Genomic DNA, 14,795 nt, shown 5'->3' with positions numbered 1-14,795 from the left:
AATGACCGAGCCGGTAACGCAGCCCCTGACCATCCCCGCAGGCGAGCAGCGGATGATCCATGTCTTTGATCTCGACATGCGGTCGGAACAGGCCCGTTTCCTGCGAGAGCCCGGCGCATTGGCACAGGTTCTGGGGATTGAGTATGTCGACCTCGATCATGTCGAAATCTTTCCAGTAAGCGATCTGGAGGATCTGGGACTGATCGGTTACCTGCGCGACGGCTGCGGCATTCCCGTCGAGCAGCTGGAAGCCGATGCCCAGAGGCTGATGGCAATCGACGGCTATGTGCTGCTGCTGCGGTCGCGCGCATTTAGGGGCGAGGAAACCCGCCTGATCCCGGCGCATCAGATCCGCCATATCGGCGATTACAGCGAACTTGGTGCGGATTGGGCCAGCCTGCCGAGCAATCCCGACGAAACCCCTGACAGCGCCAAACCCTATTCGGCTCCACGCCCCTCCCCGCGCGCGGCACGCTCACGCGCCCGACGCATCGGCGCGACCATCTTTGCCATCGTGATGGCACTGATCCTCCTCGTCGTGCTGTTGCTGGCGAGCTGACATCATGGCCGAGACCCGCTTTTACCCGGATCGCATGGCCTACTGGCGCAGCCACGCCTGGCTCGCGGTCATCGCCATGGTTGGCGCGATGGGCATTCTCTGTGTGATGGGGAACCCATATGTCTGGACTGGCGCCATTGGCGGGCTCGCCGCGATCGGCCTGCGTGGTGGCTATCTGATGTCGGATGAGCTGACCCGGGTCTGGACCCTTGGCGGCACATCGGTGATCGGCCCGGACCACCAACAGATTCCGCTGGCCAATATTGCCCAGGTGAACCAGCTCGGCAGCACTGTGCAGATCGTCACCCGCGACGGCCACAAATACCTGATCAAATACCAGCCCGACCCGGCTGCGACCCGCACCGCCATCGAAACCGCCCTCTCTGACCACCCGGAAAGTCCACGCGCATGACCCTCTTGTTCACCAACGCCCGACTGATCGACCCCGAAGCCGGCACCGACAGCCTAGGTGCGGTTCTGGTACACTCGGGGCGCATTGCAGCGGTTGAAAAGAATGGCACCGACCCTGACCAATTGTTTCGCACGCGAAACATTGGGGCAGAGGATGTGACCCTTATTGACTGCCACGGAAAATGTCTTGCGCCGGGTATCGTCGACATCGGGGTCAAGGTCTGCGAACCCGGGGAACGTCACAAGGAAAGCTATAAATCCGCAGGCCTTGCAGCAGCGGCAGGGGGGGTTACCACCATGGTAACGCGGCCGGATACGACGCCCGCCATCGACAGCCCCGAGACACTGGAATTCGTGACCCGTCGCGCGCAGGCCGATGCACCGGTGAACGTGCTGCCAATGGCCGCCCTGACCAAGGGGCGCGAGGGCCGAGAAATGACCGAGATCGGCTTTCTCATGGATGCAGGTGCGGTTGCCTTTTCCGATTGCGATCATGTCGTCGCCGACACCAAGGTGTTCTCCCGCGCCCTGTCTTATGCGCGCAGCTGCGGCGCGCTGGTCATCGCCCACCCCCAGGAGCCGGGATTGAGCAAAGGGGCCGCCGCAACCTCGGGTAAATTCGCCACGCTGCGTGGGCTGCCCGCCGTCACCCCGATGGCCGAGCGGATGGGACTGGATCGCGATATCGCCCTGCTGGAAATGACTGGAGCGCGGTATCACGCAGATCAGATCACCACCGCGCGCGCCCTGCCCGCCCTTCAGCGGGCCAAAGCCAACGGGCTGGACATCACTGCCGGAACCTCGATCCATCACCTGACCCTGAACGAGCTGGACGTTGCCGACTACCGCACCTTCTTCAAGGTCAAACCGCCGCTGCGATCCGAGGAGGACAGGCTGGCATTGATCGACGCGCTGCGCGAGGGGCTGATCGACACGATCTCCTCGATGCACACACCGCAGGATGAAGAAAGCAAGCGCCTGCCGTTTGAGGAAGCCGCCGCCGGGGCTGTCGCACTGGAAACACTGCTGCCCGCGGCCTTGCGGCTTTATCATGCCGAACAGCTGGACCTGCCAACGCTGTTTCGGGCGATGGCCCTCAACCCGGCCAAACGACTGGGGCTCGACTGCGGTCGCCTGGCCGAAGGCGCACCGGCTGATCTGGTGCTGTTTGACGCCGACCAGCCCTTTGTAATGGACCGTTTTTCGCTGCACTCGAAATCGCAGAACACCCCCTTTGACGGGCAGCGCATGCAAGGTAGGGTACTGGCAACTTATGTGGCCGGCGAACCGGTCTATCGGAGAGACTGATGCCGCCAATTGAGACTGCCGCCCCATTTCTGCTGCTTTGGGCCGTGATCGGTTATGGTCTGGGGTCCATCCCCTTTGGCCTGCTGCTGACCCGGATCATGGGCCTGGGCAATCTTCGCGCCATTGGATCCGGCAATATCGGCACCACCAATGTGCTGCGCACCGGATCGAAAAAGGCCGCAGCGCTGACCCTGCTGCTGGACGGCGGCAAGGGCGCGGCGGCGGTCCTGCTGGCCCGTGTTCTGGCCGGTGAGGATGCAGCGCAGCTGGCCGGTCTCACCGCGTTTCTGGGTCACTGCTTCCCGATCTGGCTGAAGTTCAAAGGCGGCAAAGGCGTCGCGACCTTCCTCGGCCTGATGCTGGCACTGGCCTGGCCGGTGGGCATCGCCTGCTGTCTCACCTGGCTGGCGGCAGCCTATCTGAGCAAGATTTCCTCGATGGGCGCTCTGGTCTCAGCCGTAGCCGCACCGCTGTGGTGCCTGCTGCTGGGTGTCCCGATGATCACGGCACTGGCCGCGCTTCTGGCGCTGATCATCCTCTGGCGGCACAAGGAAAACATCGCCCGGCTGCGCATGGGCACCGAACCGAGGATCGGCCAGAAATAGCGGCCACCGCCATATAAGCACTTGTTTTCAAAGAAAAGCCCTCATCCACACCGGATGAGGGCTTTTTTCATCACGCGAATGTGCCAGCGCTCCGGTGCAGAGTGATTGTGCATCAACACACATACAAAAGGAGTTGTTTTGAACGTGATCGGTAGAGCCCTCATATCGGTGTCGTGACCAGGACGGTCTAATTTCGAACACCGACATTTTGATGACGCACGCCTTTTATCATTCCAACTCCGGGTGCCACGGCATCCGACAAATCGAAAGGTTCACACCGATGAACACCGTAAAATCCCTTCTGGGCGGGATCGCCCTTTCCGTGACACTGGCAACCTCGGCACTGGCAGTCGGCGTGGATGTCAACGCCTCCTCCACCGGTCTGGCAATGCAGGGCTACGACCCGGTCGCATATTTCAACGCCGGAGAGCCGACCAAAGGATCCTACAAGGTAACCGCGACATTCGATGACGCCACCTACTGGTTTGCCACCGAGGAAAACAAAGCACTGTTTGAAGCCAGCCCCGAGGCCTATGTCCCGGCCTATGGTGGCTACTGCGCCTTTGGGGCCGCGATGGGCTTCAAATTCGACGGCGACCCGAACGAGTGGAAAATCGTCGACAATGTGCTTTACCTGAACCTGTCGAAGGACATTCAGGAACGCTGGAGCAAGGACATTCCCGGCTTCATTGAAAAAGCTGATGTGAACTGGAAAGAAATCGCCGACGCTGAACCAGCCGAGCTTCTGCAGTAACCTTCCCAGCGCGCGACGCTAGATCATGAATAATGGGCGGCAGGTATCCTGCCGCCCATTTGTATTACCGCAATGCTGGGACCATCGCCCCAGCCGACAATAGTTACTTTGAAGCCAGCCGTTCGATCGCATCAGCCGTCCGCTTGGTGTTGTTGTAGATCCCCACCGCCAGATACAGCGAGCCACCAATCAGAACGACGTAGAGACCGCCGACCACCAGCACGCCAAGGGCTGCGAGGATGCCGCCGCCACCGGGCTGCAGGGCCGCAAGCACAGCACCCCCTGCGACGGCGATCAGCAGCAAAACCATGAATACGCCTACAAGTTTTTCAAATGCAGAGATAAAGAAATTGCCCATTTCAACACCTTTCAGAGCTATAGAATGCGCGCTCTTCTAGGGACCAGTAAATGAGTGAGCAAGGTGTCATTTAGGGGGAAAACCAGCTGGATAGCGCCAGTGAACCCACCGGTGAACGCCCCTGCGACACCCAGTCATAGCGAGCAGGTATCAACCGGCCGCCATATGAAAAAGGGGCGCCCCGATAGGCACCCCCTGAGATTGGTCTGAGGCGATCTTGAGCGTTCCTCAGTAGCTGTATTCCGCGTAGATCCGGCTCAGATCGCCGTTCCAGTCGCCATTGTAGCGGTCGAGCAGCTCATCCGCCGGGACCTTGCCGGTTTCAATACTGTCCTTCAGCGCGTTGAGGAAATGCGTTTCATCCGGCACCAGCCCACCGGCGCCCGCGCGACCGCGGGATTTGAGACCCGCCTCGGAAATCGCCACCACTTCGCGCGCCAGATCGTGCATCTTGATATTGCCCACCTGTGCCTGCAGCCCCTGCTCCGAAGCGGCGACACGCAGGGCTTCACGGGTTTCCGCGTCCCAGCCCTTGGCCAGATCCCAGGCGGCATCGAGGCTGGACTGATCGTACATCATCCCCACCCAGAAGGCCGGCAGGGCACAGAGGCGACGCCACGGGCCACCGTCGGCGCCCCGCATCTCCATGTATTTCTTGATACGTGCCTCAGGGAAAGCCGTCGTCAGGTGATCGGCCCAGTCGCTGAGGGTCGGGGTTTCACCCGGCAGTGCGGGCAGTTCCCCGTTGAGAAAATCGCGGAACGACATGCCCAGCGCGTCAATGTACTGGCCGTCGCGGTAGACAAAGTACATCGGCACATCGAGGGCATATTGCACCCAGCGTTCAAAGCCGAAGCCCTCTTCGAACACGAAAGGCACCATGCCGGTCCGATCCGCATCCAGATCGCGCCAGACCCGCGAGCGCCAGGATTTGTGGTTGTTCGGTTTTCCCTCAAGGAAGGGAGAATTGGCGAACAGCGCAGTGGCAACGGGTTGCAGCGCGATGGCCACCCGCATTTTCTGCACCATGTCGGCCTCCGATCCGAAGTCGAGATTGACCTGCACGGTACAGGTCCTCCGCATCATGGTCCGCCCCATGGTGCCGACCTTGCCCATATAGGCGTCCATCAGCTTGTAGCGACCCTTGGGCATCAGCGGCATTTCTTCATGGGTCCAGATCGGAGCCGCGCCCAGACCGATGAACCCGACGCCGATCTCGTCGGCGATATCCTTCACCTCGCGCAGGTGGGTGTTTACCTCGTCGCAGGTCTCGTGGATGGTCTCCAATGGCGCACCAGAGAGTTCCAGGGCACCACCGGGTTCCAGCGAAACATTGGCGCCATCCTTTTCCAGACCGATCAGATGCCCCCCTTCGCGCACCTCGGACCAGCCATGGCGGTCGCGCAAGCCCTCAAGCACGGCAACGATGGACCGGGTGCCCTCAAATGGCAGCGGTTTCAGGGAGTCCTTGCAGTAGCCGAATTTCTCGTGCTCCGTACCGATCCGCCACTGGTCACGGGGCTTGCAGCCGGAGGCAAGATATTCCGCAAGCTGCTCGTGACGTTCGATCGGCCCACCGCCGGATTGAGGAATAGACATCTGGGGCTCTCCGTAAGGTTGATCCGTCTTGCGTTGCAAGTCGTGGTCGGTATTTCCGGTGGTGTCAATGCAGCCTGTGCACGGTCTGACGTGTTGGTGCACGCTCCCAGATCACGACCTGGTGAGCGCCGGATTTATGCAATTCTGCCAGCATACGCTCCATACGCAACCCCGGCAGGGTCGCAAAGGCATCAAAGAGCGCATCCGTGTTGGTCGCATTGACCGGAATCGCCAGCGCCGCCTGCCCCGGCTGATCCAGCAGCCAATGGGGTGGTTTCGCGGCGTGGTCCAGTGTCAGCCGCTCCAGTTCGGATAGCGCAACGGCCCCACCGGTCAGCGGACCGAAATAGGCGATCTGGCCTTCGTCGACCTGAACCACGCCGGGGCCACCTCCACCCAGACGGAACCGCATCCGCTGCATACCGATGACGGCAATGATCACCCCAAGGCCCAGCAGAGCCCAGCCGATCAGCGCCTGAACCCCATAGCCACCAAAAGCCCAGAACAAGCCGAGAGCCCCCAGCACGGTCGCCGCGATCATCTCGCGCCAGCGCCAGAGGGACCGGCGGGCTTCGGGTCGGATGAAGCTCATGTTGTCAGCGCTCCCTCGGTCACGACGGTCTCGGGTTCCTGATCGAACAGGACAAGCGAATAGCCCCCGATGGGTTGGAACCCGATGGCACGATAGGCCCGGACTGCCGCGTCTCCAGCTGCAAAGAGAACCGCCTTCTCGACCCCTGCGGTCTGGACCTCTCGCAGGTGGAATGCCAGAGCGCAGCGGGCATAGCCGCGCCCGCGTTGCTCTTGTGGCGTATAGACCCCACCAATCTGCACGACCTTCGGCAGCTGGGCGTTGAAGCCGGTCATCGCAACCCAATGGCCCGCCACCTCAAGCACCCTATGGCTGTCGCGCAGCAGATAGCTGTCGATATCGCCGGCCGCGACGGCGACGGCCTCTGATGCCGGAGTGCCCAGAGTTTCCTGATGGTAGGCGGCCCGCCACTGTACCAACATCGGGCGGGGTGCCGCAGATAGCGGATGCAACACCGCGCCCCGCAGCTGCGGACGATCAAGGCTGCTCCGATCCAGATCGGACAGGGTCAGCGCCAGCCCCGGCTCATCGCGGTCAAGGCGCTTGGGCCGCTGATCAAGGCCGGTGGCAGCGAGGTAGCGGCGCAGCTGGGCGGTCTCCCCCAACACGCCGACCTGCTGTTGCGACGCTGTCTGCGCCAGTCGGTGATCCACCAGCTGTTGCAGCTGCCGCCAGTCCTCTGCGGTGGCGGCGCCCGCCTGGATCAAGAGACTCCCATCATTGGTGAGCCCGGCAACACCATCCTCTGCACGACCGCGCACCCAGAGCTGCACCGCCTTTGGCGCGGTGCCAGCCAGCCCGTGATCACGCAGGTTGATCAGCAGAAACATGGAGCTTTCGATATGGCGATGCAGCAGATCCTGAACCGCCGGGAGATCATTGTCCTGTGCCGGGCGCCAATTCATTACCAATCCCCATAGCGTTGCTGCCAAACGGTCAGCGCCGCCACCGCTGCGGTATCCGCGCGCAGGATGCGGGGACCAAGGCTCACGACATGGGATTGCGGCAACGCGTGGAGACGCTTGCGCTCTGCCTCGGAAAACCCGCCCTCGGGACCGATCAGGATGGCCCAAGGTACCTGTGCCTGTGCCTCGCTGGCCAGTGCCAATGCGCTGCCGACCTCTGCTTCGTCACAAAACATCAGCTGGCGCTCTTCGGGCCAATGGTCGAGCAGCCGCGAGAGTTTCTGAAGATCCGCGACCTCCGGCACGTAGGTGCCGCCACATTGCTCTGCGGCCTCCACCGCATGGGCCTGAAGTCGATCCTGCCGGATGCGGTCGGAATTGGTGAAATCGGTCTGCACCGGCAGGATCCGCGCCGCGCCCATTTCAGCGGCCTTCTCCACGATGAAATCGGTGCGGGCCTTCTTGATCGGGGCGAACAGCAGCCACAAATCCGGCGGCAGCACCAATGGCCGCGTCTGCTCTTGGCAGATAAGGACACCGCTGCGCTTGCTGGCCTCGGCCACCTCGACGCGCCATTCGCCGTCCCGTCCGTTGAACAGCAACAGCTGCGCCCCCACCGTCTGCCGCATGACCCCAAACAGGTAATGCGCCTGATCGCGGTCCAGAGGAACCGATTGCCCTGCCCCCAGCGGGTGCTCTACATACAGTCTGATCTTTGCACTCATGAGGCATACATATGCAAGGCGGGACGCCAACACCAGATGGACAGGTCGCAGATGCGGTCAAAGGCAATTGGGTCGATCACTACGCCCCGGCATGGAGCCGTCCCTATCTGCGGCTGAGCCGCGCCGATCGCCCCATCGGAACCTGGTTGCTGCTGATCCCCTGCTGGTGGGGCCTGATGCTGGCGATCCTCTGGGATCAAAGCCCGCGCTGGGGTGATCTGTGGATCTTTGTGGCCTGCGGTGCCGGTGCCTGGCTGATGCGCGGCGCAGGCTGTACCTGGAACGATATCACCGACCGCAATTTTGACGGTCAGGTCGAACGCACCCGCTCGCGCCCCATTCCATCCGGTCAGGTGACCGTTCGCGGTGCGGTGATCTGGATGGGGCTTCAGGCGCTTGTCTCCCTTGGCATCCTGCTGACGTTCAATCAGGCGGCCATTGCCATGGGAATCCTCGCGCTGTTTCCGGTGGCCATCTATCCCTTTGCCAAGCGGTTTACCTGGTGGCCGCAGATGTTTCTTGGCCTTGCCTTCAACTGGGGTGCGATGCTGGCCTGGGTTGCCCATACCGGCACGCTGAACTGGCCTGCGGTCATCCTGTATCTGGCGGGCATTGCCTGGACGCTGTTCTATGACACGATCTACGCCCATCAGGATACCGAGGATGACGCGCTGATCGGCGTGAAATCAACCGCCCGGCTGTTTGGCACGCAAACGCCGATGTGGCTACGCCGCTTCATCGTGGCAACGGTCAGCCTGATGGGGATCGCGATCATTCTTGCGGTGCAGCCGCAGGGATCGGTGCTGGCGCTGGTGCTGGCGCTGGTGGCTCCTTGGGCGATGGGCTGGCACATGACCTGGCAACTCAGGGTGTTTGATGCCGAAAACGGCGAGCGCCTGTTGCAGCTGTTTCGGCTCAATCGGGATACGGGCTTGATTCCGCTGATCTTCTTTGCCGCAGCTCTGTTCGCATGATTGAACCCGCCGCCGCGCCCCTGTAAGACAGACAAAAGCCGTCTCGGACGGATGCCCCAACGGAGACCAGTCTGCCCATGCGCCTGTCCTCGCTTTTGATCTCTGGCCTGACCTTTGTCGCGGCTGCCGCGCTCAGTCTGGTTGTGGCCGGGTTTGCAGTGACGGGGATCGAAGCAGGCAGCGAAACCGCCGTGCGGCGCGCGTTGGACAAGGCAGGCTACACCTGGGCCGAGGTGACCGCCGACGGGCTGCGGGTGATCCTGAACGGCACCGCCCCCGATGAGGCCACACGCTTTGGCGCGATTTCGCTGGTGGGTGGCGTGGTCGATGCGGCGCGCGTGATCGACGACATGCAGATCACCCCGTCCGAAGGGATCGCCCCTCCGCGATTTTCGGCTGAGATCCTGCGCAATGACAGCGGCATTTCGATCATCGGACTGATCCCCCGCGTCACGGACCGTGACACGGTGATCACGCGGCTGAATACGATTGCGGGCGCCGATCAGGTCGCCGATCTGCTGGAGACCGCCAATTACGCCGCTCCGAAGGGCTGGATGTCTGCGATGGATTACGCGCTGGACGCGCTGAGCCTGCTGCCCCGGTCCAAGATTTCGGTTGAGGCCGAGGAAGTTTCGATCACCGCGATCTCGGACAGTATCGAAGCCAAGGAACAGATCGAGAAACGCCTGACACGGATGGCGCCGGCCGGTCTGCGCCTATCGCTGGATATCGCGGCCCCGCGCCCGGTCATTACTCCATTTACACTGCGCTACAGCATTGATGGCTCTGGCGGGCGCTTTGATGCCTGTTCCGCCGAAAGCGAGCTGAGCCGCGACCGCATCCTGCGGGCCGCCGAGAAGGCCGGGTTTGACGGCAAGGTTGACTGCGTGATCGGCATGGGCGTTCCCTCGCCCAATTGGGCGCGCGCCGCAGAGCTGGGGATCGCGGCACTGGCCGAGCTGGGCGCTGGATCCATGACACTGGCCAATGCCGATATGACGCTGGTCGCCGCCGAAGGCACCGCAGCGGCGCTGTTCGACCATGTCGTGGGAGAGTTGGAAAGCGCCCTGCCGCAGGTCTTTGCGGTTCACGCGGTCCTGCCGCAACCCGAAGCCAACGCGGGCAATGGGCCGCCTGAGTTCACCGCAACCCTGAGCCCGGAGGGCCAGGTCCAGCTGCGCGGGCGCATTTCGGATGAGGCGCTGCGTCAGATCAGCAGCAGCTATGCCAAGGCCCGGTTTGGTTCCGACAATGTTCACAGCGCCACCCGCGTTGTCGAAGACCTGCCTGCCGACTGGCCTGTGCGGGTGCTGGCCGGGCTGGAGGCGCTGTCCTTTCTGCAACGCGGTGCGGTCTCCGTGACGCCGGATAGTCTCACACTGAGTGGGATGAGCCACCGCGAAGACGCCCCGGCTGAAATTGCCAAGCTGCTATCGGCCAAGCTGGGCGAGGCGGAGAGCTATGAGCTGAACGTCTCCTATGAGGAGCCGCCGGAGCCTGCGGACAAACCGATGTCGCCGGAACTCTGCGAAGCCGAACTGGCAGCGGTGCAGACCGTTTCGAAAATCACCTTTGAGCCGGGGTCGGCAACCGTCGCTGCGGGCAGCCGCGATACGCTGGATCAGATCGCCGATATCCTGTCGCGCTGTAACGGTGTGCGGCTGGAGATCCAGGGCCATACTGACAGTCAGGGGCGCGAGGAAATGAACCAGTCGCTCAGCCAGTCGCGAGCCCAATCGGTTCTGAACGAGCTGCGCGGACGGCGGCTGGTGACCAGCAGCTTTACCGCCAAGGGCTATGGCGAAAGCACACCAATTGCGACCAATGATACCGAGGAAGGGCGCGAGGCCAATCGCCGTATCGAATTCCGGCTGATCCGCCCGGCCAATGACCCGACAAGCGAAACGACCCTTGATGAGGCCGCCGCCGAAGAAGCCGCCCCAGACAGCGAACAGGAGACCTCCGGACAATGAACAGGACAGAGTTCATCATCACCACTGCCATTATCCTGTTTGTCGCCTTTGCGATGGGGTGGTTTGCCAATTGGCTGGTGCATCGTTTCACCCGCGTGCGGCAAAGCGATGTCGCCGATCTGGATCGGATGAGCCAGGAGCTGCACGAAGCGGAGGAAACCCGCGATCAGGCGATCACCTACCTGCAACAACGTGAGGCAGAGCTGTCCAATCAACTGGTTCAGACCGAGGCCGAGTTGCGGGCTGCCATGGACGGGCTGCGCGATGCCCGTCGCGAGGCGGAAGAGCTGCGCGGCCAGCTGCACGGTTAATACCGGAATCAGAAACGTACCAGTCTGGCTGCCCGCTGACCGGGCGCAGAACGCCGGGTCAGTCCCAGCGGGTCAGGGCATCTTCATCGCTGTCTTTGGCCTCGACCCAGTTGCCCGAACCGTCCCGTGTCAGCTCTTTCTTCCAGAAGGGCGCGCGGGACTTGAGGTAATCCATCAGATATTCCGCTGCCTCAAAAGCATCGGACCGGTGGCGTGCGGCAGTGGCGACCATCATGATCTGCTCGCCGGGGACCAGACGTCCATGGCGGTGGATCACCAGCGCATCGGCCAGAGACCAGCGCCGCAGCGCCTCCTCCGTGATCTTCACGATCGCACGCTCGGTCATGCCGGGGTAATGTTCGATCTCCATCGCCACCATGTCGCCGCGGTCCGACCCGCGCACAACGCCGGTGAACGTCACGATGGCGCCGGCATTGGCGCCGGACGTCGCAACATCTGCCGCAAAGCGCTGGCTCTCCTCGCCCAGGTCAAAGGTGGCCTCCTGCACTGCGATCCGCATGGCTCAGCCTCCGGTCATCGGCGGGAAGAACGCCACTTCGCGCACGCCCTCCAACGGGGCATCGAAATCCGAGAGGTTCTGATCAAGAGCCACACGAAGCGCCGACAGGTCGGCAAATGCGGCCGCATAGCGCGGATCCCGGGCGCTCAGCTCGCCCACCAGCTCGCGCACGGTGCCGGCAGTTGTCTCGATCTTTTCCTTCGGCAGGCCGATACGTTCGCGCACCCAGGCGAAATAGAGGATATCCATCAGCGGGTCTCCTTCAGATGTGGCAGTGCCTTGCGCATGTAGTCAGCGCCGGTGATCAGGGTCAGCGCGGCCGCGATCCAAAGTAGCCACAACCCGAGTCGGCCGGTCCAGATCATGCCCTCGAACTTCCAGCGCAGGCCGAATTCGTCGCTGATCTCCCCCATCATGATCTGATCCACAATCGCTTGATCCATGCCAAAGGAGGACATGACCAGATAGTGTTCAAAGATCCCTTGCGAAAACAAGGTGGCGATCGCGATCATCTGCGCCGTGGTTTTCCATTTCGCCAGTGATGTCACCTTGAGCGTGCCGGCCGTATCTCCAAGAAATTCGCGCAGGCCCGAGACGAAGACTTCGCGAAACAGGATCACCGTTGCAGGCAGGACCAGCCAGGGTGTCCAATGCTCGGCAGCATATCCAACCAGGATCATCAGCGCGATCACCACCATTGCCTTGTCGGCAATCGGGTCCAGCATCGCGCCCATCTTGGTCTCCTGCCCCCAGGAGCGCGCCAGATAGCCATCAAACCAGTCGGTGATGGCCGCGCTGACAAATAGGATCAGCGCAAACCAATCGGCATAGGGTCGCGAAAAATAGAGGAACATGATCGCGAGCCCCGGGGCTGCCACCAGTCGCAGGAGGGTGAGGATATTGGGAACAGTCCATTTCATGGCTGCACACTAGCCCGCAGTTTCACGGGTGGAAAGCGGAACAGATGAATTTTCCGTCGCGAATGGTCACATCTACGAGGCTGTTTTTTGACCAATAAGTCAGGACCTTGCCCGGCCCAACCAATGGTTAGGCGCCAATGGCACCCGACGGCCGGTTTGCGTGGCTACCCCTGCCCGTGAAAGTAATCATAGATCCGCTGCGCCAGCGCTGCCGAGACCCCCTCGACCGCTTTCAGGTCCGACAAGTTGGCCCGGCTCACCGCCTTTGCGCTGCCAAAATGGGTGAGCAAGGCGCGTTTGCGCGCGGCACCAACCCCCGGCACCTCATCCAGTGGGGTCGCGCCGATGGCTTTCGCCCGTTTGGCACGATGGGTCCCGATGGCAAAGCGGTGCGCCTCATCCCGCATCCGCTGCACGAAATAAAGCACGGGGTCATTGCGCTGCAAAGCAAAGGGCGCTTCGCCGAGACGGTGAAACTCTTCCTTGCCGTGATCGCGATCAACCCCCTTGGCGACGCCGATCATCGGGATGTCTTCGACGCCGTGGCGGGCCATGATTTCGGCAACGGCGCTGACCTGACCGGCGCCACCGTCGATCAGCAATAGATCCGGCCAAAGACCTTTGTCACGGTCGGGATCTTCTTTCAGCAGGCGTGAGAAACGTCGGTTCAGCACCTCTTTCATCATGCCGAAGTCATCGCCGGGGGTCAGTTCGTCACCTCTGATGTTGAACTTGCGATAGGCGTTTTTCATGAAACCCTCGGGACCTGCGACGATCATGCCGCCGACGGCATGGCTGCCCTGAATATGCGAGTTGTCGTAGACTTCGATCCGCTGGGGTGACCCATCAAGGCCGAAGGCTTCGGCCACGCCGCGCAACAGTTTCGCCTGCGTCGCGCTTTCGGCCATGCGGCGGGCCAGAGATTCGCGAGCATTGCGCACAGCACCGGCGACCAGTTCCGTCTTTTCCCCGCGCTGTGGCACCAGAATTTCGACGCGACGCCCGGCCTTGTCGCTGAGCGCCTGTTCCATCAGGTCGCAGTTCTCGATCTCATCCGACAGGATCAGCTGCCGGGGCGGTTCCTTATTGTCATAGAACTGGCCGATAAAGGCTTCCATCACCTCCGCCGGTGAGACATCGCCGCTGGTGCGGGGATAGAAATCCTGATTGCCCCAGTTCTGATTGGCGCGGATGAAGAACACCTGCACGCAGGCCTGTCCGCTGTCGAGATGCAGGCCGATCACATCGGCCTCTGCCACACCACGGGGGTTGATGCCCTGGGACGTCTGCACCTGAGTGAGCGCCTTGATCCGGTCGCGCAGGGCAGCGGCGCGCTCAAACTCCATGGCCTCGGATGCTGCGGTCATCTGCTCGGCGAGTTCCTCCTGGATCTTGGTCGAGCGACCGGACAGAAAACGTTCGGCGTCCCGTACGGATGCGGCATAATCCTCGGCCGATATCTCACCGGTGCAGGGCGCAGTACAGCGCTTGATCTGATATTGCAGACACGGGCGGGTGCGGCTTTCGAACATGGCATTGCTGCAATTGCGCAGCAGAAATGCCTTTTGCAGCTGATTGAGCGTCCGGTTTACGGCGCCCGCACTGGCGAAAGGTCCAAAGTAGCTACCTTTCTCACGCCGGGCACCACGGTGTTTCTTGATCTGGGGAAAGGCATGATCCTTTGCCACCAAAATGTTCGGAAAGCTTTTGTCGTCACGCAGCAGCACATTGTATTTTGGCTTCAGCTGCTTGATCAGGTTCTGCTCCAGCAGCAGCGCCTCGGTTTCGGTCCGGGTTGTCAGGAACATCATCGAAGCGGTCGCCGCAATCATTCGTTCAATCCGCGGCGAATGGCCGGGACGAGAGTAATTCGACACCCGCGCCCGTAGATTGCGCGCCTTGCCGACATAGAGCACGCGGCTTTCGCTATCGAGCATCCGATAAACACCGGGCGAGTGGTCCAGTGTCTTCAGGTACTCCTGAATCACGGCATACCCCGTCAATGCCGGGGAAGATGCCGTTTCGGATGGGGTGTCGGGCTGATGGTCTGTCATGTTTCGAGATCTATGATTCCCGGGGCTGGTCTGCAATGTTAGCGCATCGGGATCAACAGCGAACAAATCCACCGATGCTGTGGATAAGTCTGGTAGTATCTTATGGCTATCCGCGATTTTTCCTTATATTCGGCTGATTTCCAGCGTTTGCCTAATAATTAGGCACTATCATAAGTTATTGATTTTAATTGTAAAATTTTCCAATTGCTGACAAGTTTATGATTCCA

17 protein-coding genes are annotated in these 14,795 nt (G+C 61.5%); 8 read left to right on the top strand and 9 right to left on the bottom strand.

Going from position 1 to position 14,795, the window contains the following annotated elements:
- The first annotated feature begins 1 nt into the window (after position 1).
- From VXL81_RS10665 to VXL81_RS10645, 5 genes are all read left to right on the top strand, one after another.
- Positions 2-559: a hypothetical protein gene (locus VXL81_RS10665; protein WP_416554178.1), complete on the top strand. Its 558-nt coding sequence runs from the start codon at positions 2-4 to the stop codon at positions 557-559.
- Between the two features lie 4 nt (positions 560-563).
- Complete coding sequence (locus VXL81_RS10660; RefSeq protein ID WP_416554176.1) at positions 564-971, top strand: hypothetical protein; 408 nt, start codon at positions 564-566, stop codon at positions 969-971.
- Positions 968-2,278 carry a dihydroorotase gene (pyrC, locus tag VXL81_RS10655; RefSeq protein ID WP_340544221.1) on the top strand — a complete coding sequence of 437 codons (1,311 nt, stop codon included), beginning with the start codon at positions 968-970 and terminating at the stop codon, positions 2,276-2,278. Before VXL81_RS10660 ends, pyrC begins: the two co-directional genes overlap by 4 nt.
- A complete protein-coding gene (plsY, locus tag VXL81_RS10650; protein ID WP_416536407.1) occupies positions 2,278-2,883 on the top strand; it encodes a glycerol-3-phosphate 1-O-acyltransferase PlsY in 606 nt (201 codons plus the stop codon). Before pyrC ends, plsY begins: the two co-directional genes overlap by 1 nt.
- Before the next feature lie 280 nt (positions 2,884-3,163).
- Positions 3,164-3,637 (top strand): YHS domain-containing (seleno)protein, encoded by a 474-nt coding sequence (locus tag VXL81_RS10645; RefSeq protein ID WP_416554174.1) that lies wholly within the window; start codon positions 3,164-3,166, stop codon positions 3,635-3,637.
- A 103-nt stretch (positions 3,638-3,740) separates the two neighbouring features.
- Here the strand turns inward: VXL81_RS10645 and VXL81_RS10640 are convergent, their stop codons facing one another.
- The 5 genes from VXL81_RS10640 to VXL81_RS10620 all read right to left on the bottom strand — a co-directional run bounded on the left by VXL81_RS10640 (position 3,741) and on the right by VXL81_RS10620 (position 7,816).
- Entirely contained in the window at positions 3,741-3,995 is a 255-nt protein-coding gene (locus tag VXL81_RS10640; RefSeq protein WP_340544218.1) for a hypothetical protein, read from the bottom strand.
- A gap of 228 nt (positions 3,996-4,223) precedes the next feature.
- On the bottom strand, positions 4,224-5,594 hold the full coding sequence (locus VXL81_RS10635) for a glutamate--cysteine ligase (protein WP_416536404.1): 1,371 nt from the start codon (positions 5,592-5,594) through the stop codon (positions 4,224-4,226).
- 64 nt (positions 5,595-5,658) lie between these two features.
- Complete coding sequence (locus VXL81_RS10630) at positions 5,659-6,186, bottom strand: hypothetical protein (RefSeq protein ID WP_416554172.1); 528 nt, start codon at positions 6,184-6,186, stop codon at positions 5,659-5,661.
- Positions 6,183-7,091 carry a GNAT family N-acetyltransferase gene (locus VXL81_RS10625; protein ID WP_416554170.1) on the bottom strand — a complete coding sequence of 303 codons (909 nt, stop codon included), beginning with the start codon at positions 7,089-7,091 and terminating at the stop codon, positions 6,183-6,185. The genes VXL81_RS10630 and VXL81_RS10625 overlap by 4 nt, the downstream gene beginning before the upstream one ends.
- Positions 7,091-7,816, bottom strand: coding sequence for a 16S rRNA (uracil(1498)-N(3))-methyltransferase (locus VXL81_RS10620; RefSeq protein ID WP_260099592.1), 726 nt, complete (start codon positions 7,814-7,816; stop codon positions 7,091-7,093). The genes VXL81_RS10625 and VXL81_RS10620 overlap by 1 nt, the downstream gene beginning before the upstream one ends.
- Positions 7,817-7,827: 11 nt before the next feature.
- On the opposite strand from VXL81_RS10620, the gene ubiA reads away from it, so the two are divergent.
- The 3 genes from ubiA (at position 7,828) to VXL81_RS10605 (ending at position 11,074) form a co-directional block, all read left to right on the top strand.
- The gene (ubiA, locus tag VXL81_RS10615; protein ID WP_416554168.1) at positions 7,828-8,790 is read left to right on the top strand and encodes a 4-hydroxybenzoate octaprenyltransferase; all 963 of its coding nucleotides are present in this window, start codon (positions 7,828-7,830) and stop codon (positions 8,788-8,790) included.
- Positions 8,791-8,867: 77 nt separating this feature from the next.
- Positions 8,868-10,763, top strand: a complete 1,896-nt coding sequence (locus VXL81_RS10610) for an OmpA family protein (RefSeq protein WP_416536400.1) — start codon at positions 8,868-8,870, stop codon at positions 10,761-10,763.
- Positions 10,760-11,074 carry a hypothetical protein gene (locus VXL81_RS10605; protein ID WP_340544210.1) on the top strand — a complete coding sequence of 105 codons (315 nt, stop codon included), beginning with the start codon at positions 10,760-10,762 and terminating at the stop codon, positions 11,072-11,074. The genes VXL81_RS10610 and VXL81_RS10605 overlap by 4 nt, the downstream gene beginning before the upstream one ends.
- 58 nt (positions 11,075-11,132) lie before the next feature.
- Here VXL81_RS10605 and VXL81_RS10600 read toward each other — a convergent pair whose 3' ends face one another.
- The 4 genes from VXL81_RS10600 to uvrC all read right to left on the bottom strand — a co-directional run bounded on the left by VXL81_RS10600 (position 11,133) and on the right by uvrC (position 14,568).
- Positions 11,133-11,594, bottom strand: a complete 462-nt coding sequence (locus VXL81_RS10600; RefSeq protein ID WP_416554166.1) for a molybdenum cofactor biosynthesis protein MoaE — start codon at positions 11,592-11,594, stop codon at positions 11,133-11,135.
- Positions 11,595-11,597: 3 nt separating this feature from the next.
- Positions 11,598-11,843: a molybdopterin converting factor subunit 1 gene (gene moaD, locus VXL81_RS10595; protein WP_416554164.1), complete on the bottom strand. Its 246-nt coding sequence runs from the start codon at positions 11,841-11,843 to the stop codon at positions 11,598-11,600.
- Positions 11,843-12,514 carry a CDP-diacylglycerol--glycerol-3-phosphate 3-phosphatidyltransferase gene (gene pgsA, locus VXL81_RS10590; RefSeq protein ID WP_416545626.1) on the bottom strand — a complete coding sequence of 224 codons (672 nt, stop codon included), beginning with the start codon at positions 12,512-12,514 and terminating at the stop codon, positions 11,843-11,845. Before pgsA ends, moaD begins: the two co-directional genes overlap by 1 nt.
- A gap of 164 nt (positions 12,515-12,678) precedes the next feature.
- Complete coding sequence (uvrC, locus tag VXL81_RS10585) at positions 12,679-14,568, bottom strand: excinuclease ABC subunit UvrC (protein ID WP_416536397.1); 1,890 nt, start codon at positions 14,566-14,568, stop codon at positions 12,679-12,681.
- Between the last annotated feature and the right edge of the window lie 227 nt (positions 14,569-14,795).

Source organism: Phaeobacter sp. JH204B (assembly GCF_048055755.1).
Lineage (GTDB): Bacteria > Pseudomonadota > Alphaproteobacteria > Rhodobacterales > Rhodobacteraceae > Phaeobacter > Phaeobacter bryozoorum.
The sequence above is the reverse complement of the archived record's forward strand: the minus strand, read 5'-3'. Positions and strand labels throughout refer to the sequence as shown.